The sequence below is a fragment of the Luteibacter flocculans genome, from assembly GCF_023612255.1.
Lineage (GTDB): Bacteria > Pseudomonadota > Gammaproteobacteria > Xanthomonadales > Rhodanobacteraceae > Luteibacter > Luteibacter flocculans.
In genome coordinates, this window is sequence record NZ_CP063231.1 from 2,820,076 (window position 1) to 2,847,064 (window position 26,989).

General features: G+C 65.8%; 29 protein-coding genes. 16 read left to right on the top strand and 13 right to left on the bottom strand.

Translation table 11 applies throughout. The features are described 5' to 3' along the window. Positions 1-134: 134 nt before the first annotated feature. Complete coding sequence (locus tag IM816_RS12145) at positions 135-461, bottom strand: HesB/IscA family protein (protein WP_250338277.1); 327 nt, start codon at positions 459-461, stop codon at positions 135-137. 120 nt (positions 462-581) lie between these two features. On the opposite strand from IM816_RS12145, the gene asnS reads away from it, so the two are divergent. Genes asnS through IM816_RS12175 form a run of 6 tightly spaced genes read left to right on the top strand, consistent with a single transcriptional unit; the run spans position 582 to position 5,849 of the window. Continuing rightward, positions 582-1,985, top strand: a complete 1,404-nt coding sequence (gene asnS, locus IM816_RS12150) for an asparagine--tRNA ligase (protein WP_250338278.1) — start codon at positions 582-584, stop codon at positions 1,983-1,985. Positions 1,986-2,000: 15 nt separating this feature from the next. Beyond that, positions 2,001-2,819: a MalM family protein gene (locus IM816_RS12155; protein ID WP_250338279.1), complete on the top strand. Its 819-nt coding sequence runs from the start codon at positions 2,001-2,003 to the stop codon at positions 2,817-2,819. 3 nt (positions 2,820-2,822) lie between these two features. After that, on the top strand, positions 2,823-3,155 hold the full coding sequence (locus IM816_RS12160) for a hypothetical protein (RefSeq protein WP_250338280.1): 333 nt from the start codon (positions 2,823-2,825) through the stop codon (positions 3,153-3,155). Between the two features lie 32 nt (positions 3,156-3,187). Continuing rightward, positions 3,188-3,976: an SDR family oxidoreductase gene (locus tag IM816_RS12165; protein ID WP_072321507.1), complete on the top strand. Its 789-nt coding sequence runs from the start codon at positions 3,188-3,190 to the stop codon at positions 3,974-3,976. 9 nt (positions 3,977-3,985) lie between these two features. After that, on the top strand, positions 3,986-5,437 hold the full coding sequence (locus tag IM816_RS12170; protein WP_250338281.1) for an aldehyde dehydrogenase: 1,452 nt from the start codon (positions 3,986-3,988) through the stop codon (positions 5,435-5,437). Beyond that, on the top strand, positions 5,427-5,849 hold the full coding sequence (locus IM816_RS12175) for a RidA family protein (RefSeq protein ID WP_250338282.1): 423 nt from the start codon (positions 5,427-5,429) through the stop codon (positions 5,847-5,849). Before IM816_RS12170 ends, IM816_RS12175 begins: the two co-directional genes overlap by 11 nt. 36 nt (positions 5,850-5,885) lie before the next feature. On the opposite strand, the gene hutG is transcribed toward IM816_RS12175, so the two are convergent. Both hutG and gorA read right to left on the bottom strand, forming a co-directional pair. Then, positions 5,886-6,677 (bottom strand): N-formylglutamate deformylase, encoded by a 792-nt coding sequence (gene hutG / locus IM816_RS12180; protein ID WP_250338283.1) that lies wholly within the window; start codon positions 6,675-6,677, stop codon positions 5,886-5,888. A 16-nt stretch (positions 6,678-6,693) separates the two neighbouring features. Beyond that, on the bottom strand, positions 6,694-8,055 hold the full coding sequence (gorA, locus tag IM816_RS12185) for a glutathione-disulfide reductase (protein WP_250338284.1): 1,362 nt from the start codon (positions 8,053-8,055) through the stop codon (positions 6,694-6,696). Positions 8,056-8,212: 157 nt separating this feature from the next. On the opposite strand from gorA, the gene IM816_RS12190 reads away from it, so the two are divergent. Next, positions 8,213-8,785 carry a C40 family peptidase gene (locus tag IM816_RS12190; RefSeq protein ID WP_250338285.1) on the top strand — a complete coding sequence of 191 codons (573 nt, stop codon included), beginning with the start codon at positions 8,213-8,215 and terminating at the stop codon, positions 8,783-8,785. Between the two features lie 123 nt (positions 8,786-8,908). After that, positions 8,909-9,361 (top strand): organic hydroperoxide resistance protein, encoded by a 453-nt coding sequence (locus IM816_RS12195; protein WP_072321512.1) that lies wholly within the window; start codon positions 8,909-8,911, stop codon positions 9,359-9,361. Positions 9,362-9,437: 76 nt separating this feature from the next. Here IM816_RS12195 and IM816_RS12200 read toward each other — a convergent pair whose 3' ends face one another. Beyond that, the gene (locus IM816_RS12200) at positions 9,438-9,926 is read right to left on the bottom strand and encodes an FKBP-type peptidyl-prolyl cis-trans isomerase (protein ID WP_072321513.1); all 489 of its coding nucleotides are present in this window, start codon (positions 9,924-9,926) and stop codon (positions 9,438-9,440) included. 31 nt (positions 9,927-9,957) lie between these two features. After that, positions 9,958-11,214, bottom strand: a complete 1,257-nt coding sequence (locus tag IM816_RS12205) for an MFS transporter (RefSeq protein WP_250338286.1) — start codon at positions 11,212-11,214, stop codon at positions 9,958-9,960. Positions 11,215-11,336: 122 nt separating this feature from the next. Here IM816_RS12205 and IM816_RS12210 point away from each other — a divergent pair, with 122 nt between their 5' ends. The 4 genes from IM816_RS12210 to IM816_RS12225 all read left to right on the top strand — a co-directional run bounded on the left by IM816_RS12210 (position 11,337) and on the right by IM816_RS12225 (position 14,900). Next, the gene (locus tag IM816_RS12210) at positions 11,337-11,639 is read left to right on the top strand and encodes a hypothetical protein (RefSeq protein ID WP_072321515.1); all 303 of its coding nucleotides are present in this window, start codon (positions 11,337-11,339) and stop codon (positions 11,637-11,639) included. Between the two features lie 51 nt (positions 11,640-11,690). Next, positions 11,691-12,350: a class I SAM-dependent methyltransferase gene (locus tag IM816_RS12215; RefSeq protein WP_250338287.1), complete on the top strand. Its 660-nt coding sequence runs from the start codon at positions 11,691-11,693 to the stop codon at positions 12,348-12,350. A gap of 645 nt (positions 12,351-12,995) precedes the next feature. Further along, positions 12,996-14,372 (top strand): DEAD/DEAH box helicase, encoded by a 1,377-nt coding sequence (locus IM816_RS12220; RefSeq protein WP_072321518.1) that lies wholly within the window; start codon positions 12,996-12,998, stop codon positions 14,370-14,372. An 87-nt stretch (positions 14,373-14,459) separates the two neighbouring features. Further along, positions 14,460-14,900 (top strand): hypothetical protein, encoded by a 441-nt coding sequence (locus IM816_RS12225; RefSeq protein WP_072321519.1) that lies wholly within the window; start codon positions 14,460-14,462, stop codon positions 14,898-14,900. Here IM816_RS12225 and rimJ read toward each other — a convergent pair. Continuing rightward, complete coding sequence (gene rimJ, locus IM816_RS12230) at positions 14,884-15,438, bottom strand: ribosomal protein S5-alanine N-acetyltransferase (RefSeq protein WP_250338288.1); 555 nt, start codon at positions 15,436-15,438, stop codon at positions 14,884-14,886. The two genes, IM816_RS12225 and rimJ, sit on opposite strands and share 17 nt — an antisense overlap. Continuing rightward, a complete protein-coding gene (fghA, locus tag IM816_RS12235) occupies positions 15,435-16,283 on the bottom strand; it encodes an S-formylglutathione hydrolase (protein WP_305884053.1) in 849 nt (282 codons plus the stop codon). Before fghA ends, rimJ begins: the two co-directional genes overlap by 4 nt. A gap of 146 nt (positions 16,284-16,429) precedes the next feature. Between fghA and IM816_RS12240 the strand changes: the two genes are divergently transcribed. Continuing rightward, on the top strand, positions 16,430-18,292 hold the full coding sequence (locus IM816_RS12240; protein WP_250338289.1) for a DEAD/DEAH box helicase: 1,863 nt from the start codon (positions 16,430-16,432) through the stop codon (positions 18,290-18,292). A gap of 88 nt (positions 18,293-18,380) precedes the next feature. Here IM816_RS12240 and IM816_RS12245 read toward each other — a convergent pair whose 3' ends face one another. The 3 genes from IM816_RS12245 to ypfJ form a co-directional block, all read right to left on the bottom strand. Further along, the gene (locus IM816_RS12245; protein WP_250338290.1) at positions 18,381-19,334 is read right to left on the bottom strand and encodes an IS110 family transposase; all 954 of its coding nucleotides are present in this window, start codon (positions 19,332-19,334) and stop codon (positions 18,381-18,383) included. 345 nt (positions 19,335-19,679) lie between these two features. Beyond that, positions 19,680-20,021: a YkgJ family cysteine cluster protein gene (locus IM816_RS12250; protein ID WP_072321523.1), complete on the bottom strand. Its 342-nt coding sequence runs from the start codon at positions 20,019-20,021 to the stop codon at positions 19,680-19,682. 3 nt (positions 20,022-20,024) lie between these two features. After that, positions 20,025-20,894, bottom strand: a complete 870-nt coding sequence (gene ypfJ, locus IM816_RS12255) for a KPN_02809 family neutral zinc metallopeptidase (protein WP_250338291.1) — start codon at positions 20,892-20,894, stop codon at positions 20,025-20,027. 102 nt (positions 20,895-20,996) lie between these two features. Between ypfJ and IM816_RS12260 the strand changes: the two genes are divergently transcribed. Beyond that, entirely contained in the window at positions 20,997-21,425 is a 429-nt protein-coding gene (locus IM816_RS12260) for an MAPEG family protein (RefSeq protein ID WP_250338292.1), read from the top strand. 225 nt (positions 21,426-21,650) lie between these two features. On the opposite strand, the gene IM816_RS12265 is transcribed toward IM816_RS12260, so the two are convergent. Then, positions 21,651-23,222, bottom strand: a complete 1,572-nt coding sequence (locus tag IM816_RS12265; RefSeq protein ID WP_250338293.1) for a TerC family protein — start codon at positions 23,220-23,222, stop codon at positions 21,651-21,653. Between the two features lie 120 nt (positions 23,223-23,342). Between IM816_RS12265 and IM816_RS12270 the strand changes: the two genes are divergently transcribed. Beyond that, positions 23,343-24,116 carry a CPBP family intramembrane glutamic endopeptidase gene (locus tag IM816_RS12270; protein WP_250338294.1) on the top strand — a complete coding sequence of 258 codons (774 nt, stop codon included), beginning with the start codon at positions 23,343-23,345 and terminating at the stop codon, positions 24,114-24,116. Positions 24,117-24,119: 3 nt separating this feature from the next. Here IM816_RS12270 and IM816_RS12275 read toward each other — a convergent pair whose 3' ends face one another. Further along, on the bottom strand, positions 24,120-24,716 hold the full coding sequence (locus IM816_RS12275; protein ID WP_250338295.1) for a class I SAM-dependent DNA methyltransferase: 597 nt from the start codon (positions 24,714-24,716) through the stop codon (positions 24,120-24,122). A 96-nt stretch (positions 24,717-24,812) separates the two neighbouring features. Here IM816_RS12275 and IM816_RS12280 point away from each other — a divergent pair, with 96 nt between their 5' ends. Next, the gene (locus IM816_RS12280; RefSeq protein WP_250338296.1) at positions 24,813-25,112 is read left to right on the top strand and encodes a hypothetical protein; all 300 of its coding nucleotides are present in this window, start codon (positions 24,813-24,815) and stop codon (positions 25,110-25,112) included. Between the two features lie 7 nt (positions 25,113-25,119). Here the strand turns inward: IM816_RS12280 and IM816_RS12285 are convergent, their stop codons facing one another. Then, entirely contained in the window at positions 25,120-26,937 is a 1,818-nt protein-coding gene (locus IM816_RS12285; protein WP_250338297.1) for a glycoside hydrolase family 15 protein, read from the bottom strand. Between the last annotated feature and the right edge of the window lie 52 nt (positions 26,938-26,989).

Consider the following 26,989-nt stretch of genomic DNA (forward strand, 5'->3'; position numbering starts at 1 on the left):
GCAGCCTCCCGCGCAGTGGCGGTGAGGCAAGAAGACCCTCCTGAGAGAGGGCCAGCCGCGCATTCTAAGGAGAAACCGGGGTTCAGAGCAAGCCGAGGCGGCTTGTAGGAGCCGCCATGCCGGCTCCCACAACATTAAGCGACCGTGAAGGACTCCCCGCAACCGCATTCACCCGTGGCGTTGGGGTTGTGGAAGACGAACGAGGCGTTGAGCCCCTGACGTTGGAAATCGATCAGGGTGCCGTCCACCAGGGGCAGGCTCTTGGGGTCCACCACCACGCGGATGCCGTCGATGTCGAGCACCCGGTCGTCTTCCGCGATGCGGTCGGCGAGGTCGACGACGTAGCCGAAGCCCGAACAGCCCATGCGCTTGACGGCGAAACGCACGCCGGCAGCCGCGGGGGCCCGATCGAGGAAGGCGCGCATCCGGTCGGAGGCGGCGGAAGTGATCTGAATGGTCATGAAAACGTTTTCTAGCCGTGGTATACCGACGAACGGTGCCGTTCACGCGACCCTTACACTATCATGCGAGGTCGCGTCTTACGCGCCTGACATGCGGCGCCTTTTCTGGAGTTTCAATCGATGACGGTGGTAAGCGTCAAGCAGGCCCTCGCGGGGGGCACGGCAACGGGCGAGCACGAAGTAACGGTTCGCGGCTGGGTACGCACCCTGCGCGAGTCCAAGGGTGGACTCTCCTTCGTGAACGTGAGCGACGGCTCCTGCTTCGCGCCCATCCAGGTCGTCGCCACCGCCGATCTCGCCAATTACGAGACCGAGGTCAAGCACCTCACGGCCGGCGCTGCCGTGATCGCCACCGGCAAGCTCGTGCCCTCGCAGGGCAAAGGCCAGGCCTTCGAGATCCAGGCCACCCGGATCGAGGTCACCGGCTTCGTCGAGAACCCGCTCACCTACCCCATCCAGCCCAAGCAGCACTCGATGGAGTTCCTGCGCGAGGTGGCTCACCTGCGTCCGCGCACGAACCTGTTCGGCGCGGTCACGCGCGTGCGCCACACCATGATGACGGCGATCCACCGGATCCTGACCGAGCAGGGCTTCTTCTGGATCAACACGCCGATCATCACCACCTCCGACGCCGAGGGCGCGGGTGACATGTTCCGCCTGTCCACGCTGGACCTCGCCAACCTGCCGCGCGACGACAAGGGCGGCATCGACTGGCGCAAGGACTTCTTCGGGCGCGAAGCCTTCCTCACGGTGTCCGGCCAGCTCAACGTCGAGGCGTACGCGCTCTCGATGAGCAAGGTCTATACCTTCGGCCCCACCTTCCGCGCCGAGAACTCCAACACCACACGCCATCTGGCTGAGTTCTGGATGGTCGAGCCCGAGGTGGCTTTCGCCGACCTCAACGACAACGCCGATCTCGCGGAGCTGTTCCTGAAGGGCATCTTCAAGGCGGTGCTCGACGAGCGTCCCGACGACATGGCCTTCTTCGCCGAGCGCGTGCAGCCCGACGCGATCACCCGACTGGAAGCCTTCGTCGCCAAGCCGTTCGAGCGGATCGACTACACCGAAGCGGTGTCGATCCTGCAGAAGTCCGGCAAAAAGTTCGAACACCCCGTCGCCTGGGGCATCGACCTGCAGACCGAGCACGAGCGCTACCTGGCCGAGGAACATATCGGTCGCCCCGTGGTCGTCATGAACTACCCCGAACAGATCAAGGCGTTCTACATGCGCCTCAACGACGACGGCAAGACCGTGGCGGCCATGGACGTGCTCGCGCCCGGCATCGGCGAGATCATCGGCGGTGCGCAACGTGAGGAACGCCTCGACTACCTCGACCGACGCATGGACCAGTTCCACCTCGACAAGACCACCTACGACTGGTACCGCGACCTGCGCCGCTATGGCACGGTGCCGCATGCCGGTTTCGGCCTGGGTTTCGAGCGCCTTCTGGTCTACGTCTGTGGTCTGTCCAACATCCGCGACGCCATCCCCTACCCCCGTGCGGCGGGGAGCGCCGAGTTCTAGTACAGCGAAACCATCATGCCCCCTTCCCCGTCCCGTCTTCTTCCGCTCGCCCTCGCGCTCGTCACGCTGGGCGCTTGCCACGCCATCGTGCCGCCGAATCTCCGCCCGCCGGAGAGTCCGACGAACACGGTCGTCATCGCGCGGAAGACGCTCGAAGGGGCCGCACCGTGCTGCGGCAGCTTCGCCGACCTTTCCTATCAGGACATGCTGCCCTGGCAGCCGAAACGGTTCGAGCTGAGCAAGGACAGCCCGGTCGCCAATCTCAACGGCGACCGCAGCTATTTCCTTGCGTTCCGACTGCCCCAGGGCGCGCAGGTGCCGTACACCATCGCGTTCAAGTCGGAACTCAACGGACGCTGGCTCAGTGCCAGCTATCTTTTCGCTCCCACCGTCGTGCTGCTCGACGATGCCTTCCAGCCGCTGCATTCGGAAGATATCTCGCTGTGCGAGTACATCGGTTGGACCAGCGAGACGACCGGTGCCTTCGGCAAGTTCAAGGTGATGGACGACAAGGCACGCTACCTCGTGGTGTACTCGTCGGCGAAGCAGCAGCAGGGCCAGACCTACTGGGAGCAGTCGCCCACCACGTTCTCGGCCGAGGCGCCGGTGAAGATGAACTCCGCAGGCAGCTTCAAGATCCCGCATGGCCCCGATGGCGTGCTGTTCGTCGGCATGCAGAACGACACGTACAAAAAAGCCATCAACAACGCCGTGTGCTCGAAAGCCGAGCAAGGCAACGGCGTGATCTCCACGATCCGCAGCGTGGTCACGACCGACATCCTCGGCGACGATCCGGAACAGAAGAAGAACAAGAGCAAGGAAAAGGGCTCCTGATCCATGCAGATCGCGGTCTACCTCTATCTGCTGCTCCTGCTCGGCGCCGTCGCGTTCTTCCTCCTGCACTTCGTGGCGCAATGGCGTTTTACGAGCCTGCTGCGCAAGCGCTATCCCGACCAGTGGAAGACCATCGTCGAGGCCGACACCGGACGACCCAACGGTATGGCGAACTGGCTGCGCGTGCGTCGTGTGCTGCGCTCGGATGCACCGGCCCTGTTCAATGACGATGACCTCAATCGCTGGCAGCGCGTCTGGCGACTCACGCCCTGGTTTGCATGGCCGTGCTGGTTCGCCGCAATGGCGATACAGTGGTGGGCGATGAAACCGGGCTGACCCGCCCGCCCACCGTTCGAGGGGAGCGCTGCATGGATCTACGTCTCACCGGTCGTCACGCGCTGGTCTGCGGCGCCTCGCAGGGCCTGGGCCGGGCCACGGCCTTCGAACTGGCCGAACTCGGCGCCAGCGTCACCCTGCTCTCGCGTTCCGCCGATGCCCTCGCGGCCCTTGCGGCTGAACTGCCCGCACGCCAACCCGGACAGACGCACAGCCACGTCGTGGCCGACATGCTCGACACCGACGCCTTGGCGGCGACCGTGGGCGAGGTGATCGGAGATCACGCCGTCCACGTGCTGGTGAACAACAGCGGCGGCCCGCCGCCCGGCCCCTTGTGGAATGCAGAGCCGGAGGCCTTCCTCACCGCCTACCGGCAGCACGTCATCGCTGCCCAGGTGCTGACGCAAGCGTGCCTTCCCGGCATGCGCGAGGCCCGATATGGCCGTATCGTCAACATCATTTCAACCTCCGTGAAGGAACCGATCCCGAACCTGGGCGTCTCCAACACGACGCGGGCCGCGATGGCCGGCTGGGCAAAGACCCTCGCGAGCGAAGTGGCGCCCGACGGCATCACCGTCAACAACGTGCTGCCCGGCTACACCCGCACGCCGCGGCTGCAGTCACTGGTGGACGCCAGCGTGAAAGCGGGCCGCACGCGTGAGGAAGTGGAACGCGGGCTGCTTGCCAGCGTGCCCGCCGCACGCTTCGCGGAACCGTCGGAGGTCGCTGCGTTGATCGCGTTTCTCGCCAGCCCGGCGGCGGGTTACATCAACGGCACCAGTATTGCCGTCGACGGTGGCCGCACCCGCGGCCTCAGCTGAGGCCGCCTCATGCACATCCTGGCCAACCTCATCGACGGCCGGCAGCGCGCGCCGCGCGAGGGCCGGTATCTCGACGTTGTCGACCCGGCGCTGGGAAGCCCGTTCGCTCAGTGCCCGGACTCCAGCGGCGACGACGTAAGCGACGCTGTCGCGGCTGCCGCACGCGCGGCGCCCACCTGGGCCGCCTTGCCGGCCGAGGCGAGGGCGCGCTGCCTGTACCGGCTTGCGGACGCGATCGAGGCGCGCCTGGATACCTTCGCCGAAGCGGAATCGCAGGACAGCGGCAAGCCCGTCGCCCTCGCCCGTTCGCTCGACATCCCGCGCGCCATTGCCAATCTGCGTTTCTTCGCCGCAGCTGCCGGCCAATGGAGCAGCGAATCGCACGCCATGGAACACGGTGCGATCAACTACACGCTGCGGCTGCCTCTCGGTGTCGTGGGCTGCATCAGCCCATGGAATCTGCCGCTGTACCTTTTCACGTGGAAGATTGCGCCCGCCCTCGCGGCGGGCAATGCCGTGGTAGCCAAGCCTTCCGAGGTGACGCCGTATACGGCGTGGCTGCTCGGCACACTCGCGGATGAAGCAGGATTTCCTGCGGGCGTCCTCAATATCGTGCATGGCAACGGTCCCGCCGTCGGCGAAGCCATCGTCACGCACACGCAGGTCAAAGCCGTTTCGTTTACCGGTAGCACGCGCACCGGGCTCGCCATCGCTGCGGCGGCAGCGCCCCAGTTGAAGAAGGTGTCACTGGAACTCGGCGGCAAGAACCCCACCATCGTGTTCGACGATTTCGATGTCAGCGACGCATCGATGGCGACGATCGTCCGCTCCGGCTTCGCCAATCAGGGCGAGATCTGTCTCTGCGGGTCGCGTCTGCTGGTGCAGCGATCGATCTATGCGCGCTTTCGCGAGCTTTACCTCGAGCGCGTGCGCGCGCTGCGCGTGGGCGATCCGCGCGACGCCGGCAGCGATCTCGGCGCGCTTGTCTCGCGAGCGCACTTCGACAAGGTCATCGCCTGCATCGAGCGCGCGCGCCGCGAAGGCGGTCATATTCTCACGGGAGGCGAACGGGTGGTGGTCGAGGGCCGCTGTGCCGATGGCTGGTTCGTCGCTCCCACCGTGATCGAAGGCCTGCCGCCGGAAGCTGCCACGAACCAGGAAGAAATCTTCGGCCCGGTAGTCAGCCTCATTCCCTTCGATACCGAAGAGGAAGCCCTCGCCATCGCCAACGGCACGCCTTATGGCCTGGCGGCCTCCGTGTGGACCCGCGACGTGTCGCGCGCGCATCGCTTCGCCGCGCGCCTCGATGTCGGCATCGTCTGGGTCAACTGCTGGATGCTGCGCGATCTGCGAACGCCGTTCGGCGGCACGAAGCAATCGGGCGTCGGTCGCGAAGGCGGCGTCGAGGCCATGCGTTTCTTCACCGAAGCCAGGAACATCTGCATCGATCATGGACACTGACGTCATTCGCGTCGACGGCGCCCCTGCACCCGTGGGCGCCTACCCGCATGCCCGCCGTGTTGGGGCGCTCTTGTTTCTCTCAGGCATCGGCCCGCGAGACCCTGCCACGAATGCCATTCCCGGCAACGTGCTCGATGCGGAAGGCGCGCTGCTTTCCTACGACATCGAGGCGCAGTGCCGGCAGGTCTTCGCCAACGTACGCGCGGTGCTCGAAGGCAGCGGTGCAAGGTTCGAAGACCTGGTCGACGTGACCGTCTACCTGACCGACATGGCGCGCGATTTTCCGATCTATAACCGTCTATATGCAGAAGCGTTCGCGGGCGTCGATGCCTGCCGCACCACGGTGGAGATCAACGCCTTGCCGACGCCGATCGCCATCGAGTTGAAGTGCATCGCCGCACTGGGCTCCTGACGACACGTTGCATGCCATGCGCCGAGCCCGCGGCGTTCAACCTGCGCGGGCGTGATCCAGGCAATGCTGCAGCATCTCGCCAATGAGCACCTGCACGTTGGCTGCCTTCTTCGGCAGATATTCGAATGATTCTTCGTCCATGTAGTTGAGCTGGGCGAGTTCGAGTTGCACGGCATCCACGCCCTGGTCGGGCCGGCCGTAATGGCGCGTGATGTAGCCGCCCTTGAAACGTCCGTTCACCGCGAACGAATAGTCGTCCTGCCTTTCGAGCACGGCCGCGAGCGCGGCCTGCAAACCGGGGGAGCAACTCGCGCCGTCGGCCGTGCCCAGGTTGAGGTCCGGCAGGCGACCTTCGAACAACATGGGCACGTGGCTGCGAATGGAGTGGCCTTCCCACAGCACCACCCGACCGAATTCCTTCCGCAGGCGACCCAACTCGTCGGCCAGCGCGCGGTGATAAGGCCTCCACCAGCGCTTGACCCGATCCCCGATGTCCTCGGCGTCGGGTTCCGCGCCGCCACGGTAGATCGGCTCACCACTGAACTGCACCGTGGGCACGAGACCCGTTTCGCTCTGCCCGGGATACAGCGCGTGTCCATCCGCCGGGCGATTCAGATCGACCACATAGCGCGAGGCGAACGGCTTGATGACGCTGGCGCCCAGACCGCGCGCGAAATCGTAGAGTTCGGCCACGTGCCAGTCGGTGTCCGGTGAGCGCCGCGCGGGGCGCTTCATGCGCGCGGCCAGATCGTCGGGAATGGCGCTGCCGTTATGCGGCAGGCTGATCAGAAGCGGTGCAGTGCCGCGGTGCAGGGTATACGGGCTCATGGCCGCAGTGTAACGCTCAACCGGGCACGCGATCCCCCATCAGCACCATCTCTTCGGCGGAGGTCGGATGGATCGCGAGCGTCGCATCCAGGTCCGCCTTGGTCGCCCCCATCTTGATCGCCACGGCGAAGCCCTGGAGGATTTCGTCCACGCCGGGGCCCAGCATCTGCATGCCGACGATGCGCGACTCTGCGCCCACGCAGATCAGCTTGAACCGTGTGGTCATGGGCCGCCCCGCGAGCGCCAGTTGCATCGGCACGAAGGCCTGCTTGTACAGGTGCACGTCCGCCCCATAGTGCTCGCGCGCCTGCTCCTCCGACATGCCGATGGTGCCGAGCGGCGGGTGCGAAAACACCACGCTGGGAATGTTCTGGTAGTCGAGCTTCGCCTCCGGCTTGCCGCCGAAAAGCCGGTCTGCCAGCTTGCGCCCTGCCGCCACCGCGACCGGCGTGAGCGCCAGCCGCTGGGTCACGTCGCCGACGGCATAGACGCCGGGCACGTTGGTGTTCTGGTAGTCGTCGATCTCGATGTGACCCTCGCTTCCGGTGCGCAGGCCGATGCGGTCGATGTCGAGCGTCGCGGTGTTCGCGTGCCTTCCCACGGCCCATATCAAGGCATCGTAGGGGCCGGGATGGTCGCCTTTGTCACAGTCGAGCAGGAGCATGCCGTCCTTCTCGTGTACGGCCTCGATCTGGCAGGTGTAATGCACGCGGATACCGTGCTGACGCATTTCTTCGCCCAGCCCGTAGGCCATTTCTTCGTCGAAGTCGCTCATGAGGCGACCGCGCACGTACATGTCCACGTCGCTGCCCAGGGCACGCAGCACGCCGGCCAGTTCGACCGCGATATAGCCGCCTCCGACAATGGCCGTGCGCCTCGGGCAGGCGCGCAGGTCGAAGAAACCGTCGGAGGTCATGCCGAGGTCGAAGCCCGGCTTGTCCAGCCGGTTCGGCGCGGACCCGGTGGCGACGATGACGTGGGGTGCGGTCAGTTCGCGCCCACCGGCCAGCACGCGGTCGGGCGCCAGAAAACGGGCCGTTTCGTGCACCAGCGTGACGTGTCCCGTATCGAGCAGTTGCTGGTATTTCCCATGGATACGTTCGATGTACGCCTGACGTCGCTCGATGAAACGGGGCCAGTCGAGGCTGCCGGGCTTGTCGTGGAACCCATAGTCCACGGCGATGTACTGCGCGTCGGCCATTTGCGCGGCGTACCACATCGCCTTCTTCGGCACGCAGCCGACGTTGACGCACGTACCGCCCAGGGCCTTCGGCTCGACGAGCGCGACCTTCGCGCCGTGTTTCGACGCCCGGATCGCCGCCGACAGGCCGCCCGATCCGCCGCCGATCACGATGAGGTCGAAGGTTTCCACGGTCATGCATCGCTCCTGGGTCGGGGAGGCGTCACCGTAACAGAAGGCCATGCGAAGGCCCGGTAGCGCACTCCGCCCATCCAGCTCGTGCGGTTTCCCAGGTATTCCTTGCAAGCCATTGATTTGATAACCTCGACCCGCCGTTCATCGATCGGACTTGCCGATGTTGCCCATCGACCGCCATCCTCGCCCGCTGGCATGGCTTGGCCACCTGACCATCGCCGCGCTGCTCTCGTTGCTTGCCGCCTGCGGCAGCGCCCCGCGCAAGCCATCCACCTCGCAGCAGCGCAACCCCGCCTCCGCCGTGCCGATTGCCAAGAATCTTGGCTGGTCGATGAAACCTGCCGCCGCGCCTCCTGCGGATGCGGCCAACGACGTGCTGTTCCGCGCCATCGGTCTGGTCGGCACTCCTTACCGCTGGGGCGGCAACACCCCGCAAGGTGGCTTCGACTGCAGCGGGCTGATCAACTACATCTATCTGACGTCCACCGGCATGCGCCTGCCGCGCACCTCGGCGGAGATGGCCGCGCTTGACAAGCCCAAGGTGGGTGAAGCGGACCTCGCCAGCGGCGATCTCGTCTTCTTTGGCCGCGGCCACGTGACCCACGTGGGCGTTTATGTGGGCGAGGGTCGTTTCGTCCACGCGCCGAACTCAGGCGGCACGGTACGATTGGACAACCTGGATGGTGCCTACTGGAAGGACAACTTCGTCTACGGACGCCGCGTCCTTAACTGAATGGATGCCAACGCCAGGGGTCACTCAGAATAATTCAATTGCGCGCGATTTAATTGTGTGCTTTCATACATTCAAGGCCGGTGTCGCCGGACCTTCCCTCACCTCACCGAAGGACTCACGACTATGAGCAACATCTCGAAAGTACAGAAGATCCTCTACACCGCCCACGCCAAGGTGTCCGGTGGGCGCGAAGGTCACGCCGAGACCGACGACGGCCTCATCAAGCTCGATCTGCGCCTGCCGAAGGAAATGGGCGGCAACGGTGGCGGCAGCAACCCGGAACAGCTCTTCGCGGTCGGCTACGCCGCCTGCTTCGAAGGCGCTGTGCGCTTCGTCGCCGGCCAGAAGAAGGTCAAGGTCGATGGCGCATCGGTCGCCAGCAGCGTGGGCATCGGTCCGCGCGAAGGCTCCGGCTTTGCGATCCAGGCCAAGCTCGAAGTGACCCTGCCGGGCGTCGATGACGCCACCGCGCAGGAGATCGTGAAGACCGCGCACGAAGACGTCTGCCCGTACTCGCATGCCACGCGCGGCAACATCGACGTGGATATCTCGGTCAACGGCAAGAAGGTCGTGTAATTCACGATCCACAGGCCGGAAACGAAACAAGGCGCCGTGAGGCGCCTTGTTTCGTTTGCACGGAAGGAACGGCAGCTCAGTGGGCGCCGTCACCCTGCGGGTGAGCATGACCGTGGGCGATCTCCTCTTCCGAGGCGTCACGCACCGTCTGCACGTCGACGTGGAAGTTCAAGGTCTTGCCGGCCATCGGATGATTGAGGTCCACATCCACCACGCTGGAGCCGATCTTCTGCACCACCACGACGCGATTGCCGCCTTCCTTGAGCGAAAGCACGGTGCTGTCGCCCGCCTTGAGGCCCTTGCCCTGCTTCGGGAAGTACTTCTTCGGCACGCGCTGGGTCAGGCCTTCCTGGCGCGGGCCGTAGCCCTGCTCCGGGGCGATCTCGACATCGAACGTGTCGCCGACCGACTTGCCTTCCAGACCGGCTTCCAGACCCGGGATGAGCTGGCCGTGGCCGAGCAGGATCCACAACGGCTCGCCGCCCTCGACCGAGCTTTCGACCTTCTCGCCGTCGACGGTGAGCGTGTAGTGGAACGAAACGACCTTGTCCTTGCCAGCCTGCATGTTGGTTTCCAACGGAGGAAAACCGGGGATTTTAGCCGCGGTCGGCCCCGGCGTCACGCGCGGCCCTGTGGCGGCCAAAGCCCACGCCGCGGGCTTCCGGGCCCAGCCAGGTAAGCAACGCCAGCAGCACCGCCACGGCGGCGATCCATGAGGACATCGCAAAGGCGAAATCGCCGCCACGACGCTCCGCCACCCAGGTCTGCGCCGTGGCGGTGATCGCCGCGAGCAGGTTGCCCATCTGGTAGGCGAATCCCGGCAACGTGCCGCGCACGGCGTCGGGCGCCAGCTCATTCAGATGCGTGGGAACCACACCCCAGGCGCCCTGCACCATCACCTGGATAAGGAAGGCACCCAGACCCAGCAGCAGAAGCGAACCCCCGTAGGTCCACAGCGGAATGACCGGTAGCGCGAGCAGCGCGGCAATGATGATTGCGCGGCGCCTGCCGATTCGCTCCGAAAGCGCACCGAAGCTCAGGCCACCGACCAACGCACCGAGATTGAGCAGGGCCGTCAGCAGGAACGCTGTGCTCGACCCCGCGGGGAGCTTCAGCGTCGACTGCACGAACGTCGGATACATATCCTGCGAGCCATGGCTGAACATGTTGAACGCCGCCATCAGCAGCATGAGGTAGACGAACAGCTTCCAGTGCCCGCGCATCGATACGAAGACGCTTTCCCGCGCGTGATGACGACGCGATTTCCACACCGGCGACTCCGGCACCTTGCGGCGGATGTAAAGCACCAGAAGCGCGGGCAGCGCGCCGACGACGAACAGACCGCGCCACCCGATGTGATCCACGAGCAGCCAGTTGACGAGCGCCGCCAAGAAGAAGCCGCAGGGATAACCGCTCTGCAGCAAGCCGGAAACCATGCCACGCGACTTCGCCGGGATGGACTCCATCGCCAGCGACGCGCCAATGCCCCACTCGCCCCCCATGGCGATACCGAACGCAAAGCGCAGGCCGAGCAGCACGGCCAGGCTAGGCGCAAACGCACAGGCCACTTCGAGCACCGAAAACAACACGATGTCGACCATCAACACGGGACGGCGTCCATAGCGATCGGCGAGCCGTCCGAAGATCAACGCACCGATCGGTCTGGCGGCTAGCGTCAGAAACAAACCGTAGGTCACATCCTGTTTCGACGCACCGAACTCGTGTGCCACGGCGAGGATCACAAAGGTCAACAGAAAGTAATCGAACGCGTCGAGCGTCCAGCCTAGAAAACTCGCGACGACGGTGTGCCGCTGCGTGGAATCCAGGTCGCGCAGGGCGGCGGGAAGTTGCATGAGAATTTCCTCAAACTCGGGCCGCGCCGAGGCTAGCACAGCGCTACTATCCGACACGCGCCTCACGGCGCCATAACGCTGCGGCACTACACTGGCCGCCACCACGACACACGGAGGAATCGATGAAGCACTCCCGATCGTTCGTTACATTCGCCCTGCTCGGCACGCTGGTTTCCGGTGCCGCCCTCGCTCACGGCATCGCACCGCAGGATGCATCGGGCGACAGCGGCGCTCCCGCCTTCTCGGACATCAGCAAGGACGGCAAATCCATCAAGCGCAGCGATATCCCCAAGGACGTCGATGCACTGAAGGAACTGCGAGCGCATTTCCCGGAAGCGGACCTCAATCACGATGGGCGCGTCGACAAGAGCGAATACGACGCCTACATCAACAAGAACAGTCAGCGGCCGCAGTCGCAGCAGTAATCGTTCGGCCGGGGCGCATGCGCCCCGGCCATCCTCGCAAGGACAGCCGCCATGATTCCCGATAGCCGCACGAGGCGACGCATCGCCGCCCGGTTCCGCCGTCGCGGCGATCGGATCTACATCCACGGCAAGCTCGCTACCGACCCCGTCTACGCCGCCACCGCTCGCGCGATCGCCGGCCGCCGTCTTCCGCTGCTCGACATCGGCTGCGGTCTGGGACTGCTCGGTCATTACCTGCACTCATGCGGTGCGCTCGACGAATACGTCGGCCTCGACCACGATCAGCGCAAGATCGCCATGGGCCGCGATGCGGCCGAACGCGCCGGTCTCGGCGATGCCATCGCCTTGCGCGAAGCGGACGCCGCCACGCCACAACCCGTACGCGGGCACGTGGCGATGCTCGATGTACTGCATTACCTGCCGCGCGAACGTCAGAGCGAACTGCTTGCCTTTGCGGTGGATCATCTCGCCGACGACGGCGTGCTGGTCCTGCGCAACGTGATCCGCGACGGTTCCTGGCGCTATCGCGCCACGGTGTGGGAAGAAAAATTCATCGAGGCGGTGGGCTGGATTCCAGGCGGCGCGCAGTATTTTCCGACCGAGGACGACATCCGCCAGGTACTGGAACCGCGTGGCATCCACGTCGACTTTCGCCCGCTGTTCGGCCGCACGCCGTACAACAGTTGGTTGATGACGGCTTCGCGCGGGTAGCCGCAGAAAACCAGCCTCGCCGCTTCATTGCTTCGTCGGCTTCTCGCCGCTATAGCGGCTCCCACAGCATCATGTCGACCGGCGAACCTCCTTGTGGGAGCCGCCATGGCGGCGAGGAAAACCGCCCCACCGCATCGTCGGCCCGTCAGCTTCTGACCGCTACAGAGTCTCCAGCCGGTCGGTATCGATTCTGTTGCTCCCCATCGCCAGCAGGCTGGCTCCCACCGGCTCTTGGGGTTATCGCTACTCCCCATCGCCAGCGGGCTGGCTCCCACCGGCTCTTGAGGGTTGTTGCTACTCCCCATCGCCAGCAGGCCGGCTCCCACCGACTCTTGGGGCTTGTTACTACTCCCGATCGCCAGCGGACTGGCTCCCACCGCGGCACTGGTGGGAGCCAGCCTGCTGGCGATAACGGCTCTCGCAGGGCGGCCCCATTGTGCGGCGCAATAAGGTATACTCGGCGGGTCGTGCTGCGCTCCGACTCCCTTGCGGACCCTCGGCGTGGAAAGTTTCCCGCCCGTTCCCCCACCCCCGGACGCGCGCTCGACACCGGCCAGCCTGCTGTCTTCGTCATGGCGAGCGGCCGCCAATCCATAACTCGCAGCGCGGTTCCAGGGAACGCTCGGGTCAAGCAGGAGTTCCTCCATGTCTTTCGATTCGCTGGGCCTTGCGCCCGCGTTGCTGCGTGCGCTTTCCGAAGCCGGTTACGAAAAGCCGACACCCATCCAGGCCGCCGCCATCCCCGAGGTCCTCGCCGGCCACGATCTCATGGCCGCTGCCCAGACCGGCACGGGCAAGACCGCCGCGTTCTCGCTCCCCCTTCTTCATCGCCTGGCGCGTGAAGATCGCACCGAGGGCCGTCGGCCCATCCGCGCGCTGATCCTCACGCCCACCCGCGAACTCGCTGCCCAGGTGCAGGAAAACCTGCGCGACTACGGCAAGTACGTGCGCCTCTCCAGCACCGTGATCTTCGGCGGCGTCGGCATGGGCAATCAGTTGCAGGCACTGCGTCGCGGCGTCGACATCGTCGTCGCCACGCCGGGCCGCCTGATCGACCACATGCAGCAGCGCTCCGTCGATCTGTCGAAGGTCGACATGCTCGTCCTCGACGAGGCCGACCGCATGCTCGACATGGGCTTCCTGCCCGCGCTGAAGCGCATCCTCGCCGCCGTGCCGCGCCAGCGTCAGACGCTGCTGTTCTCGGCCACGTTCGCACCGGAGATCAAGGCGCTGGCGCAGCAGTTCATGCGCGATCCGCACGAAGTGTCCACCACGCCTGCGAATACCGTCGCCAACACCGTGACCCACGTGGTGCATCCGGTGGATGCCGCTGCCAAGCGCGACCTGCTGCTGCACATTCTTGCGCAGGACAGCCGCCGCCAGACGCTGGTGTTCGGTCGTACGAAGCACGGCGCGGACAAGCTCGTGCGTCATCTGGAACAGGCAGGCATTCGTGCCGCCGCGATCCATGGCAACAAGAGCCAGAACGCGCGCACGCGCGCCCTGTCGGACTTCAAGACCGGCCGCGTCACCGTGCTGGTCGCCACCGACATCGCCGCACGCGGCATCGATATCGACCAGTTGCCGGTCGTGATCAACTTCGACCTCCCGATGGTCGCGGAAGACTACGTGCATCGCATCGGTCGTACCGGTCGTGCGGGTGCGGAAGGCCAGGCCATCTCGCTCGTGAGTCACGACGAGTCGGGCCTGCTGCGCGACATCGGCCGCCTGCTCAAGACCGACCTGTCGATCCGCAACATCGAAGGCTTCGAACCCAGCACCCCGCTGCGTCTCGATGCCGGCGCGCCCCGTCCGAAGCAGCAGCAGCGCCAGCCGCGCTCGCAGAGCGGCGGTGGCCAGGGCCGTCCGGGTGGCAGCAGCCAAGGCCGCCAGGGTGGCAACGGTGGCGGTCGCTCGCCGTCGCATCGCCCGCACGGTCATGCCGCCGCAGGCACCGGCGAGAGCACCGGCAGCCACAAGCGTCGTCGCCAGCGTCGCGGCCCGGCCACGAACAAGGCCTGACGGCCTAGCCGCATGGGCGATAGCTGACCCATGCGGCAATCCGGATCATGCGGGGTGGCAGGCCACTCCATCAGGTATCCATTTCGCATGTCCCGCATTCACCGCTACAGCGTCGTCGTGTTGCGCACGGCTTTTGGTGCGCTCTTCACCTTCTCCGGCCTGAATCACATCTTCGGCTTCTGGCAGCCGCCCGAACCGCTGACGATCGCGGGACGCACCTTTATGGCAGGCCTCGAAGCGAGTGGCTTCGTCATGCCGTTGCTCGGCGTGCTGTTCGTCTATGCCGGCGTGGCGTTGATCGCCGCACGCCTCGTGCCGCTGGCCCTGCTTCTGCTGGCCGCCCCCGTGGTGACGATCTTCGGCTATCACTTCGTCACCGAGGGTCACACGCTCGGACCGCACATCCCCTTGCTCGCCGTATACCTGCTGCTGGCATGGGAAGAACGGGCCGCATGGCGTGCGATGTTCGATGCGGAACGGAAGTCGCGCGAACCGGCGGAGCCTGCGCCGCTCAGGCCTGCGTTCTGATCTTCGCGGTGAGGACGTGGTCCTCCCAGACGCCATCGATCTTCAGGTAGCGCTTCGCGTAGCCTTCCTTCTCGAAACCGAGCCGTTCCAGCAGGCGCCCGCTGCGGTCGTTGCGCGGCATGTAGTTCGCCATCACGCGATGAAAATCCAGCGGGCCGAACGCGTAGCGAATGGCGGCGTCCAGCGCCTCGTACATCAGCCCCTGCCCTTCGTGTCGGCGCCCGATACCGTAGCCGAGATGGCACGCCTGGAAGACACCGCGCACCACGTTCGCCAGCGTGAAGCTGGCGATCATCTCGCTGGCATCGGGCGTCAGCACGGCGAAGGGATAGCCCCGATCCGCACGCGCCGCTTCCAGCCCGGCTTCGATGGCCTGCTGGCATCCCGCCAGCGTGTAGTGCGAGTCGCTGCGCAGCGGCTCCCACGGCGCAAGATGCTCGCGGTTTTCCACGCGATAGCGTCGCAGCAGCTCGGCTTCCTCTACGTCGAGCAGGCGGATCACAGCGCGCGCGGTGCGCATGCGGATCGGCTCGCTCATGCGCAGAGGATCTCCGCATGGTGGCGCAGGTGCTCCTCCACGAAGGTCTGGATGAAGTAATAGCTGTGGTCGTACCCGGGGCGCATGCGCAGCGCCAGCGGCTGGCCGGCGTCCTCGCAGGCCGCTTCGAAGCGCTGCGGCTGCAACTGGTTCACGAGAAAGCCATCCGCCTCGCCCTGGTCGATGAGGATGGTGCCCGCGAAGCGTGCGCCGTCGGCGACCAAGGCCGTGGCGTCGTACCGGGCCCAGGCCTTGCGATCGTCGCCGAGGTAGCGCGGAAAAGCCTTCTCGCCCCAGGGCACGCTGGCCGGCGCCACGATGGGCGCGAAGGCCGAGAGGGAGCGGTAGCGGCCGGGATTGCGGAGCGCCAGGGTCAGGGCACCGTGCCCGCCCATGGAATGACCGAAGATGCCTTGCCGGCCCATGTCGAGCGGAAACCGGCCCGCGACGACGCGGGGCAGTTCGTCCACTACGTAGCTGTACATCCGGAAGCGCTCGCGCCATGGCGCCTCGGTGGCATCAAGGTAGAAACCGGCGCCCTCGCCGAACTCCCAGTCGCCCGTGGCACCTTCGATCCCGGTGTCGCGCGGGCTGGTGTCCGGCATGACCAGTGCCAGGCCCAGTTCGGCCGCGACGCGTTGCGCGCCGGCCTTGATCGTGAAGGTCTCCGCCGTGCAGGTCAGCCCAGCGAGGAACCAGAGCACCGGCACGGGGCCCTGCGTGGCCTTCGGCGGCAGGTAGACCGCAAAGCGCATCGGCCCGCCGCAGGCCTCCGACACGTGGGAATAAAAGCCCTGCACACCGCCGAAGCACTGTTGTTCCGAGATGGTTTCCACCGCCGCCATAGGCCTGTCCTGACAAAAAGCTGACTAAAGAGTGTAACGCCGACATGGACCTAGGCCAGGATGCACGGCGAAACGCGCCCATCGCTGCTACAATACGTCTACTGCCCGGCGCCGAATGTCGCCGCCGCGCCCCTCCCGAGGTCGCCATGTCATCCCCCGATACAAATAACGCTCCGGCCCTGCCCGGTTTCAGCGCGCTTGCCCTCGACGCCAACGTCGTGCGCGCGCTGACCGAGGTCGGCTATGAGACCCCCTCCCCCATCCAGGCCGCCACCATCCCGGCGCTGCTCGAAGGCCGCGACGTGATCGGCCAGGCGCAGACCGGTACCGGCAAGACCGCGGCTTTCGCGCTGCCAGTCCTGTCGCGGATCGATCTGCGTGCCGGCAACAAGCCCCAGGCCCTGGTGCTCGCGCCCACGCGCGAACTCGCCATCCAGGTCGCGGAAGCGTTCCAGAAGTACGCCACCTACCTGCCCGGCTTCCAGGTGCTGCCGATCTACGGCGGGCAGAGCTACGGTCCGCAGTTGCAGGGCCTGAAGCGCGGTGCGCAGGTCATCGTCGGTACGCCCGGCCGTGTGATCGACCACCTCGACAAGGGCACGCTCGACCTGTCCGGGCTGCGCTTCATGGTGCTCGACGAGGCCGACGAAATGCTGCGCATGGGCTTCATCGACGACGTCGAGAAGCTGCTGCAGGCGACGCCGGAAGGCCGCCAGGTCGCGCTGTTCTCCGCAACCATGCCGGCACCGATCCGCCGCATCGCGCAGACCTACCTGAAAGACCCTGCCGAAGTCACGATCAAGAACAAGACCACCACGGCGGCGAACATCCGCCAGCGTTACTGGTGGGTCAGCGGCGTGCACAAGCTCGACGCCCTGACGCGCATCCTCGAAGCCGAGAGCTTCGACGCCATGATCGTCTTCGCGCGCACCAAGTCGGCCACCGAAGAACTCGCCAGCAAGCTGCAGGCGCGCGGTTTCGCGGCAGCTGCGATCAACGGCGACATCGCTCAGGCGCAGCGCGAGCGCGTCATCGACCAGTTGAAGACGGGCAAGCTCGACATCCTGATCGCCACGGACGTCGCCGCGCGCGGCCTCGACGTGGAACGCATCAGCCACGTGCTCAACTACGATATCCCGCACGACACCGAGTCGTACGTGCATCGCATCGGCCGCACCGGTCGCGCGGGCCGCAGTGGCGAGGCGATCCTCTTCGTCACGCCGCGCGAGCGCAACCTGCTACGTCAGATCGAGCGCGCCACGCGTCAGCCGATCGAGCAGATGCAGTTGCCCACGATCGAGGCGGTGAACGATACCCGCGTCAACAAGTTCAACGAGCGCATCACCGAAACGCTGGCGACGGGCGATCTCGGCCTGTTCCAGCAATTGGTGGAAAAGTACGAGCAGGAACACAACGTACCGGCGATCGAAATCGCCGCGGCACTCGCGCGCATCGCTCAGGGCGACCAGCCGCTGCTGCTGGAGCCGCCGGCCAAGCGCGAGTACACCGAGCGCCCGCCGCGCGAGTTCGACCGTGAACGCCCTCAGCGCGACTTCGATCGCGAGCGTCCGTCGCGCGACGGCGGCGACTTCAACGATCGCCGTCCCGTGCGCGAAGGCATGCGCCAGCCGCGTCCTCACGTCACCGAGGCCGGCAAGCGCACCTACCGCATCGAAGTCGGCCACGAGCACGGCGTGAAGCCGGGCAACATCGTGGGCGCGATCGCCAATGAAGGCGGCGTGGAAGCCAAGTTCATCGGCCGCGTCAGCATCCGTGACGACTATAGCCTGATCGACCTCCCCGACGGCATGCCCGCGGAGACCTTCAACCACCTGAAGAAGGTGTGGGTCGCCCAGCAGCAGTTGAAGATCCGCGAATGGGACGGCACCGAGTCGCCGCAGAGCGGTGGCGGTGGTAGCGGTGGCGCGCCGCGTCCGCGCGGCAACTTCCGCCCGTCGGGCGGACGTCCGGGCGGTGCCAAACCGCCTCGCAAGAAGCGCGACGCGTAATGACAAAGGCCCCGGAAACGGGGCCTTTGTCATTTTGATCCCCGGCACGAGCGGGAAGGCACGGTTGAGAAGGCAAGGGTGGGAGATCCTATGTTGAGGCGCAAGCGGCAGCGAAGCGTTCGGGGTCGAAGGGCTGACCTTTAGTGAGGATGGCGTGGGCGAGTCGGATGATCTTCCGAGCCAGGATCACGAAGACGGCGGTGGCACTGAGTCCGCGCGCGCGGTAGCGCGCGTAGAGTGCTTGGCCGACCGTATGCCGAGCGAAGGTGGCCGCCGCCATGTAAGTCAGTCGTCGAAATTCCGCCTCGCCCCGCTTGGAGAGCTTACGCGTGCCGCGGTAGCTGCCGGACTCCCGGGGCCGAGGGTCCAAGCCGATATAGGCAATCAGCGCCTCGGCGCCAATGCCTGGCAGGCGCCAGAAAAGGCTCAGCAAGGCCGCACTGCTAAGCGCCCCCACGCCGGGAATGGTGCGCAGCAGTTCGCGTTGTTGTTGGCGCGCCCGATCGGCGGCGACCTGCTCATCGATGAGTCGGTCGATCTGGGCCAGGGCGGCTTTGTACTGCGCCAACAAGGCATCGATAGCGGGCAGCGGCGCGTCCTGGAAACCTAACCGCAGGCTGCCTTGCTGCCTCACCAGCAAGGCCCGTCGCCGCAGCAGCCATTCCAGGCTGGCCGCATGCTCTTCCGGCGCGGTATAGCGTCGTAAATGGTCCTGCTCGCGCTCCAGATAACGGGCAATGACTTGGGCGTCGACCCGATCGGTCTTGGCCCGTCGCCGCAGGCTCTCCGCGTAATGGCGCACGTCCCGCGGATTGAGCAGGTAAATGGCCACCCCCTTGGCCACCGCACGCTGCAACAACGTCTGATGGCAGGCGCCGCTGGCTTCCACGGCCAGCACGCTGCGCGGCGGCAACTCATCCAGCCACGCATCAATGGCCGGCGGGTCGTTGCCGATCCGCCGCGTCTGACCCGGCACTTGGTGGCAAGCCACCGTCAGAGCCGCCTTGTCGATATCGATCCCGAAATGACGTACTGGCTTCATGGTCCCACTCCTCGTAGTCTCAAGGACGGCTGGGGTGAAGCCCATCGACGCGTTAGCTTGTTCATCGGCGATCGGATCGCCAGATCCTTCATCGACGCTCACGATGGGTCGGGATGTCTCTCACTGTCGGTCTCGTTGGTCGAGCCGATACCACTAGCGTCCCTCACCCCAGCCCCTTATCCCTCGCCTTGCCGGCGAGAGAAAGGGGCGGACACAACATACAAGCCACCCTGGTGGCGATAAGCCAACGAAGCGGTGTAGCGGTGAGTCAGATCCCCATCGCCAGCAGGCTGGCTCCCACCGGCAAGCTCCCACCCGCAGGGTCTGATCGCCCTGGACCGGCGCCTACAAAAAATCCGCCGGCGTCAGCGGCTGCATGCCGTGCCTGATTCGCGCCTTGTCGCATTGCGGGCTGGGCTGGCCGTTTTCCCACGCGGGCTGCAGCTCGTGGCAGGGCGACGGGCGTACTGCATAGACGCCGCAATGCGCGGCGACCCCAACCTCACCTACCAGCGACTTGCAGCGCGGTTCGTACGCGTTCGTGCCATGCATCGCCACACGATGCGGATCGAGATGCTCGGTGAGCGCGGCCGGCGTGATGCCGCCGGCCGTGTCGGTCTCCAACCAATGGAACGCCACGCGATACGTCGCGCAGCAGGCGCCGCAGCGCAGGCAAGGATGGAGCATGGTTCAGATCGGTCCCGAGAACGTGTTGCACTTGCCGACATCACCGCTGTCCAGCCCCGTGCGGAACCAATGCACGCGCTGCGCTGATGTGCCATGCGTAAAGGAATCCGGCACCACCCTGCCCTGTGACTGCTCCTGCAAGGCATCGTCGCCAATGGCCGTGGCTGCGTTGATTGCCGATTCGATGTCACCCGGCTGCAGCCAGTGCTGTCGTTGCTGCGAATGATTGGCCCACACGCCTGCGAAGCAATCCGCCTGCAATTCCTGTCGCACGGACAAACCCGTAGCGCCCTCGAGGCGTGCGCCACGCTGACGAGCGTCACTCACCTTGTCGAAGACGCCCACCAGGTTCTGCACGTGATGCCCCACTTCGTGGGCGATGACGTAAGCACGGGCGAAGTCGCCGGCCTCGTGGAAACGCGACTGCATCTCCTGGAAGAAGCCGAGGTCCAGATAGACGCGGTGGTCGCCAGGACAATAGAACGGGCCGACCGCGGACGATGCCGACCCGCATGCGGTGCGGACGCCGTTGCGGAACAGCACCAGCTTCGGTTGTTCGTACTGCTGCCCATTCGCAGCAAAGATCTCGCTCCAGGTGTCCTCGGTTTCGCCGAGGATCGCGCGGACGAAGTCCACCTGCGGATCGTTGGCCGCTGCCTGATGAGGGGCCTGTTGCGTCGACGGCGGCGCCGCCGCGCCAGGGTCGCCCTGGCCCAGCAATGCGGTGGGATCCTTGAAGAAGACCAGACCGAGGATGGCGAGGACGATGATGCCACCGATGCCCAACCCACGGCCACCGAACGACGGACCTCCGCCACCGCCTTGACCGGCGTCTTCCACGTTGTCGCTTCTACGCCCTTTTTGCCAGAGCATGGTTCAACCCCTCACGTTGCGCCCCAAGCGAGACGCTGTAGGCATGTTCGCACAGACCGTTGCCGGTACACTCCGCGGTCGAAGTCGACCCACGGATCACTCATGACCAGCCAACTCCCCGCCGTCGTCACCCTTCTCACCCTGCTCCTCATGTTCGCTACGGTGTGGATGGTAGGCCGTGCCCGTGAACGTTATGGCATCAAGGCGCCTTCGATCTCCGGCGATCCGGCGTTCGAGCGCGCCTGGCGAGTACAGATGAACACGCTGGAAAACGCCGTAATGTTCATCCCGGCCCTATGGCTGGCCGCGCAGTACGTCGATCCCCTCTGGGCCGGCATCGCGGGTCTCGTGTGGCTGGCAGGCCGCGTCTGGTACGCCGCAGCCTACCTTCGCGACCCGGCGCGACGCGGCCCGGGTTACATCGTGTCGATGATCGCCTGGGCGGCACTGATGCTGATGGCCGCGGGCGGCATGGGCATGGCCATCATGGAAAACAACGCCACGCCCGTCGAGGAAGCGGCCGGAACCTGACCGCACGGTTCCCTGTGGGAGCCGCCATGGCGGCGAGGGAAGCGTGCAGGTAGGAACTACTACTTGCCGGTGGGGGGCTACTACTTGCTGGTGGGAGCCAGCCTGCTGGCGATGGGAGCTTGCCGGTGGGAGCCAGCCTGCTGGCGATGTGGCCTTCCTCACCGCTACACCGCTTCGTTGGCTTCTCGCCGCTATAGCGGCTCCCACAACCTTCCTATGGCAGCGTTATTCCTCGTCGCGTTCCAGCGCCAGCACGCGCAGGCGTTGGATACGGGCACCTTCCATGGCCGTGACCTCGAAGGCGAGACCATCGGTTTCGAAGCGGTCGCCGACACTCGGCAGACGACCCAGCTGCTGCAGCACGAAGCCCGCGAGCGTGGCGAAGTTGCCTTCGCCGGCACCCGGCAGTCGATGACCCAGCAGGTGCTCCACACGCCGCACGTCGAGGCTGGCATCGAGCAGCCATGCACCATCTGGCTCGCTCACCGCAGACGGATCGCCCTCGCGGGTTTCGTCGGGGAATTCGCCTGCAATGGTTTCGAGCACGTCGGCCGGCGTGACGAGGCCGAGGATGCTGCCGTACTCGTCCACCACCAGTGCGACCTGTAACGGCGCACGGCGAAATTCGTCGATCAACCGCAACACGCTGAGGGATTCCAGCACCGTGATCGGCTTGCGCACCACGGCGTCGTCGAGCCGGCCGTGATCGTTGAGACTCGCCAACAGATCGCGCGAGGAAACCACACCCACCAGCGCGTCGAGATCGCCGCGCGCCACCAGCATCCAGTGGTGCGAGGACTCGCGGGCCTCGGTAAGCAGAATCGGCAGATCCTCGTCGGGGTCGACCCAGACGATCTCCGTGCGCGGCGTCATGATCGAACGCACGGGACGCTGCGAGAGATCGAGCACGCCCTGGACCATTTCCAGTTCGTCCTTGCCGAAGACGGCGGCCTCGGCCGCTTCCGGCGCAGCCTCGCCCTTGCCGCCCTCGGCCTCGTCGTCCGCGGTACCGCCGAGCAGACGCAGCACGGCCTTGGCCGTGCGATCGCGCATGGCCCGGCCCCCGACCAGCAGCGAACGGCGTCGATTGCGCCGCATGGTCTGGTTGAACACCTCGATCATGATCGAGAAGCCGATCGCGGCGTACAGATACCCCTTGGGAATATGGAACCCGAAACCTTCTGCGATGAGGCTGAAGCCGATCATCAGCAGGAAGGACAGGCAAAGGATGACCACCGTCGGGCGTGCATTGACGAAGGCGGTGAGCGGCTTGCTTGCGGTGATCATCAAGGCCATGGCGATGACCACGCCGACCATCATGATCGAGAGGTGGTCCACCATGCCGACGGCGGTAATGACCGAGTCCAACGAGAACACGGCGTCGAGCACCACGATCTGCGCCACCACCAGCCAGAAACTGGCCCGGCGCCCGGCCTTGCCGTCGTCGTGCTCGGAGGCTTCGAGGCGTTCGTGAAGTTCCAGCGTGGCCTTGAACAGAAGGAACGCGCCGCCGATCAACAGAATGAGGTCACGCCAGGACAGGCTAAAGCCGTTCCATTCGACCAAGGGGCGAGTCAGGGTCACCAGCCAGGACATGGCGGCGAGCAGGCACAGGCGCATGACCAGCGCAAGGCCGAGGCCCAGGAGGCGCGCATGATCGCGCTGCCGGGCATGGAGCTTGTCCGCGAGAATCGCGACGAAGACGAGGTTGTCGATACCGAGCACGATCTCCAGCACGATCAACGTGAGAAGACCCGCCCAGGCTGAAGGGTCGGCTAGCCAGTCGAATGCGAACATGAGTCGGCGCGTCGAGGCGCCCGGTTTCCTCCTTAGGGGCGATCAACTATACAGGGGCGGCGTGACGTTCTGTGTCGGAAGCGTCGTTGCCCCTATCGCGTGCGTCGGCTAGGGTGCCGCATGGCTTACGACGACTCCTTCCCTCCCGCCCTGCCCCGCCCGCTTCGCGCACCGCCCGGCGTCATCGAGACGGTGCTCTGCATCGCGGCGTATTTCGTGATGCAGTTCGCCTTCGGCGGCCTGTTCGGCGGGATCTCGATGCTGATCGCGCGGCACTATCCGGAGCAGGTGCCGGCTGCGCCCGATCGCCTGATCCTGGTGGTCGTGGTTACCCTGCTGTGCTCCGCGAGCCTGACCTTCGCCTTGCTGCTGCGGCGCTGGGGCGTTGGACGTGCCACGGACGCCGGTGCTCAGGGCCTCGGCTTCACGCAGCCCGAGGGCCGTTACGTGGCGATCGGCACCGCGCTGGGCATTGCCGCGCCCGTCCTCGGCGGCCTGCTCACCCAGCTACTGGCCGGCGACCACGAGGTCACCCAGGCGGTCAGCGAGATCGCGGACAACGCCCATCTCGCCATGCGCATCGCCCTCTTGCCCGTGGTCGTTCTGGTGGGGCCCGCGGTCGAGGAACTGCTTTTCCGCGGGGCGCTGCTGTCCATCCTGCGCACACGCCTCGGCGACAACTGGGCCATCGTGCTCTCCGGGGTCATCTTTGGCACGGTCCACCTGCCCGACCTGGGCTGGCTCTGGTACGCCGTGCCCAATCTCATCCTGGTGGGCCTGTTCTGCGCCTGGCTGCGCGTGCGCAGCGGCTCGCTCTGGCCGGCGTTCGTGGCCCACGCAGCGAACAATGCGCTGGCGACCATCGCCTGGTTCACCGCTACCGCAAACCCCTAACGGTCAGAGTCGTTCCAGCGACGCCACGTGGCGGGCCAGCCGCGGGCTTGCATAGCACTGCGAACCCACCGGGATCAGGCCCTGGCTGGCAAACGCCTCGCGGTACCAGCGTGCCGGCCGGCCGATGAAGCCCTGGCGGTCGCCACCCGGATCGTCCTCGCGTGTATAGACCTCAAGGAACGCGAGGCCTTCCACCATCTCGCCGATGCCGATGAGGCCGGCGCGGATCTCCGCTGGCGTGAGGTAATGCAGCACGTCGGTGCAGACGATCAGGTCGAACCGCGTATCGAAACGCAGTTCCGCCAGTTGCCCAAAGCGCGCGTAACCGATATTCCGCGAACGCCCATAGCGGGCCACCGCGTATTCGCTGGCCTCCAGGCCGCGGTAGTCGATGCCGGGGCGCAGGCGCCGCAGCACGGCGCGCCAGGGTGCTTCGCCGCAGCCGACGTCGAGCACGTTACGCACAGGGCGACCAAGATAGAACTCGGCCTGTCCAAGTACCATCGCCACCTTGCGTTGGAGTTCTGCCGGGGAGCGCACCGCGTGCTCGGCACTGCGGTACCACTTGTCGAAGTACGCCTGGTCGTAGGTCTTGGCCATGGGATCGGCTCGAAAAGACCCATGGTAGCCGCTGCCTACACCTCCGGCATACATAGCCCGCCGCAGCATCGTTCGTTAATTGCCCAGGAGACACCCATGCCCCGCATCCACCTCCGCATCACCGGCGACCGCGACATCTTCGACGACGTACTCACCGCCATCCATGGCGTGGACAGGGTCGAGCGGGTCGAAGAGATCGACGACTTCATGAACGATTTCCGCGACGACTCCAGCTCGCAGAACCTGTCCGACGACATGAGTTCGCGTACCTACACCATGGAGATCGAAGTGCCCAACGAGAAGATCGGCGAGCGCGTGCGTGAGATCGCCGAGGAAACCGCGGGCACGCGCGAGGCCGCGATCGAGTTCGTGGATCCGGACGAGAACGAAATCTGATCCGCCGCTAGGGCTGCCACACCTGCCCGTCCGGATCGGAAAGCTGCCGGTCGAGGTAATACGCGGCGCTGACGAACGCCAGATGCGTCAGCGCCTGCGGGAAGTTTCCCAGCGGCTCCGCGCGCAGGCTCAGTTCTTCGGAAAACAGCCCGAGATGATTCGCGTAATGCACGCCGCGCGCCATCATCTCGCGCGCTTCGTGCAGGCGGCCGGCGCGTGCGAGACACTCCACATACCAGAACGTGCATGTGGTGAACGCGCCCTCGCCGCCTTCCAGTCCGTCCGCATTGCGATAGCGGAACACCAGGCCGTCGTCGGCGAGCTGTTCGCCGATCGCATCCAGCGTCGCCAGCCAGACTGGATCGGTGGCTGAGACGAAACGGACCAGAGGCATCATGAGCAACGCGGCGTCGAGATCCCGACCGCCGCGCGACTGCACGAAGTAGCCATGTTCCGGATGGCGATAATGCGTCCAGATGTCGTCGGCGATGAGGTCGCGCTCGTGCGCCCACTCCACCAGCGGCGCGGGTAGCGAGCGCTTGCTCGCCAGACGCACGGCGCGGTCCAGCGCCACCCAGCACATCAGACGCGAATGGAGAAAATGCCGCGGCGCATCGCGAATTTCCCAGATGCCTTCGTCCGGATCGCGCCAATGTGCGCGCACATGTTCCACCAGTCGCTTCACGTGCTCCCAGCCCGCATGACTGATCGCCGTGCCGTACTTGTTGGACAGGTAGATGCTGTCCAACAGTTCGCCGTAGATGTCCAACTGGGTTTGCGAGCGCGCGGCGTTGCCGATGCGAACCGGCTGCGATCCGGCATAGCCGGCCAGATGATCGAGCGTGTCCTCGTCACGAGCGTCCCGCCCATCGAGCGCGTACATCACTTTCAAGGTGGCGTCGTCATCCAGATTCACCATCCGCTCTTCGATCCAGCGCCGAAAGTGCTCCGCCTCGTCGATGTAGCCGAGGCGCATGAAGGCGTAGACGGTGAACGAGGCATCACGAATCCAGGTCGCCCGATAATCCCAGTTGCGCTCGGCGCCGGTGGCTTCCGGCAGTCCGAAGGTCGCGGCCGCCGCGATCGAGCCGTGCCGATGCGAGGTAAGAAGCTTAAGCACCAGCGCGGACCGCTCGACGTATTCGCGCCAGCGACCACGGTAGTTGGACTGTCGGGTCCAATGGCGCCAGGCGTCCGCGGTCGCGTCCAGCGCCGCTTTGCACTCCGCGGCGTCCAGCGGATCGCACTCCTCGTCGCAGAGTACGAACCAGGCTTCCTGGCGCGCGTCCAGCTCGAAGGTCGCTCGCGCCTCGCCGCCGCCCGTCGTCAGCGGCACCGACGCCCCCAGGCGCAGCGCGCTCGCACCGTCTACGAACACCACCGTGTCGCCGTATTCGTTCGCCTGGGGCGCACCGGCAGCGTAGTCGAGGCGCGGGCGGCAGCATGCCTCGATGCGCACTCGGCCGCGCGGCACGCGGACGCGCCGCACCACGCAGCGGGGCACACGCACCTTCGCCTCCGGATGCGGCATGAAGTCCGTCAACTCCACGCTGCCCTGCTCGCTCATCCAGCGAGTGACGAGGATGTTCGTCTCTGGCACGTACAACTGCATGCGTCGCGCGTCATCGAGCGCAGGCGTGATGGAAAACGACCCGCCCGTGTCGGGATCGAGCAGCGCCGCGAACGCGGTGGGGCTGTCCAGGTGCGGCCAGCACATGAAATCGAGGGTGCCGTCGCTGGCGATCAACGCCACCGTGTCGAGATTGCCGATGACGCCGTGCTCGCCGATAGTCCGCCCCGGCACCGGGTTCTCTCGCTGTGGCACGTGCCTCTCCGCCAATCGTCGTGGCGCGGAGAAATGCCACAGGCCGCGTGAA

Coding starts and splice junctions, on each gene's coding strand:
- IM816_RS12145 (WP_250338277.1), bottom strand. CDS start 461: ATGACCATTCAGATCACTTCCGCCGCCTCCGACCGGATGCGCGCCTTC.
- asnS (WP_250338278.1), top strand. CDS start 582: ATGACGGTGGTAAGCGTCAAGCAGGCCCTCGCGGGGGGCACGGCAACG.
- IM816_RS12155 (WP_250338279.1), top strand. CDS start 2,001: ATGCCCCCTTCCCCGTCCCGTCTTCTTCCGCTCGCCCTCGCGCTCGTC.
- IM816_RS12160 (WP_250338280.1), top strand. CDS start 2,823: ATGCAGATCGCGGTCTACCTCTATCTGCTGCTCCTGCTCGGCGCCGTC.
- IM816_RS12165 (WP_072321507.1), top strand. CDS start 3,188: ATGGATCTACGTCTCACCGGTCGTCACGCGCTGGTCTGCGGCGCCTCG.
- IM816_RS12170 (WP_250338281.1), top strand. CDS start 3,986: ATGCACATCCTGGCCAACCTCATCGACGGCCGGCAGCGCGCGCCGCGC.
- IM816_RS12175 (WP_250338282.1), top strand. CDS start 5,427: ATGGACACTGACGTCATTCGCGTCGACGGCGCCCCTGCACCCGTGGGC.
- hutG (WP_250338283.1), bottom strand. CDS start 6,677: ATGAGCCCGTATACCCTGCACCGCGGCACTGCACCGCTTCTGATCAGC.
- gorA (WP_250338284.1), bottom strand. CDS start 8,055: ATGACCGTGGAAACCTTCGACCTCATCGTGATCGGCGGCGGATCGGGC.
- IM816_RS12190 (WP_250338285.1), top strand. CDS start 8,213: ATGTTGCCCATCGACCGCCATCCTCGCCCGCTGGCATGGCTTGGCCAC.
- IM816_RS12195 (WP_072321512.1), top strand. CDS start 8,909: ATGAGCAACATCTCGAAAGTACAGAAGATCCTCTACACCGCCCACGCC.
- IM816_RS12200 (WP_072321513.1), bottom strand. CDS start 9,926: ATGCAGGCTGGCAAGGACAAGGTCGTTTCGTTCCACTACACGCTCACC.
- IM816_RS12205 (WP_250338286.1), bottom strand. CDS start 11,214: ATGCAACTTCCCGCCGCCCTGCGCGACCTGGATTCCACGCAGCGGCAC.
- IM816_RS12210 (WP_072321515.1), top strand. CDS start 11,337: ATGAAGCACTCCCGATCGTTCGTTACATTCGCCCTGCTCGGCACGCTG.
- IM816_RS12215 (WP_250338287.1), top strand. CDS start 11,691: ATGATTCCCGATAGCCGCACGAGGCGACGCATCGCCGCCCGGTTCCGC.
- IM816_RS12220 (WP_072321518.1), top strand. CDS start 12,996: ATGTCTTTCGATTCGCTGGGCCTTGCGCCCGCGTTGCTGCGTGCGCTT.
- IM816_RS12225 (WP_072321519.1), top strand. CDS start 14,460: ATGTCCCGCATTCACCGCTACAGCGTCGTCGTGTTGCGCACGGCTTTT.
- rimJ (WP_250338288.1), bottom strand. CDS start 15,438: ATGAGCGAGCCGATCCGCATGCGCACCGCGCGCGCTGTGATCCGCCTG.
- fghA (WP_305884053.1), bottom strand. CDS start 16,283: ATGGCGGCGGTGGAAACCATCTCGGAACAACAGTGCTTCGGCGGTGTG.
- IM816_RS12240 (WP_250338289.1), top strand. CDS start 16,430: ATGTCATCCCCCGATACAAATAACGCTCCGGCCCTGCCCGGTTTCAGC.
- IM816_RS12245 (WP_250338290.1), bottom strand. CDS start 19,334: ATGAAGCCAGTACGTCATTTCGGGATCGATATCGACAAGGCGGCTCTG.
- IM816_RS12250 (WP_072321523.1), bottom strand. CDS start 20,021: ATGCTCCATCCTTGCCTGCGCTGCGGCGCCTGCTGCGCGACGTATCGC.
- ypfJ (WP_250338291.1), bottom strand. CDS start 20,894: ATGCTCTGGCAAAAAGGGCGTAGAAGCGACAACGTGGAAGACGCCGGT.
- IM816_RS12260 (WP_250338292.1), top strand. CDS start 20,997: ATGACCAGCCAACTCCCCGCCGTCGTCACCCTTCTCACCCTGCTCCTC.
- IM816_RS12265 (WP_250338293.1), bottom strand. CDS start 23,222: ATGTTCGCATTCGACTGGCTAGCCGACCCTTCAGCCTGGGCGGGTCTT.
- IM816_RS12270 (WP_250338294.1), top strand. CDS start 23,343: ATGGCTTACGACGACTCCTTCCCTCCCGCCCTGCCCCGCCCGCTTCGC.
- IM816_RS12275 (WP_250338295.1), bottom strand. CDS start 24,716: ATGGCCAAGACCTACGACCAGGCGTACTTCGACAAGTGGTACCGCAGT.
- IM816_RS12280 (WP_250338296.1), top strand. CDS start 24,813: ATGCCCCGCATCCACCTCCGCATCACCGGCGACCGCGACATCTTCGAC.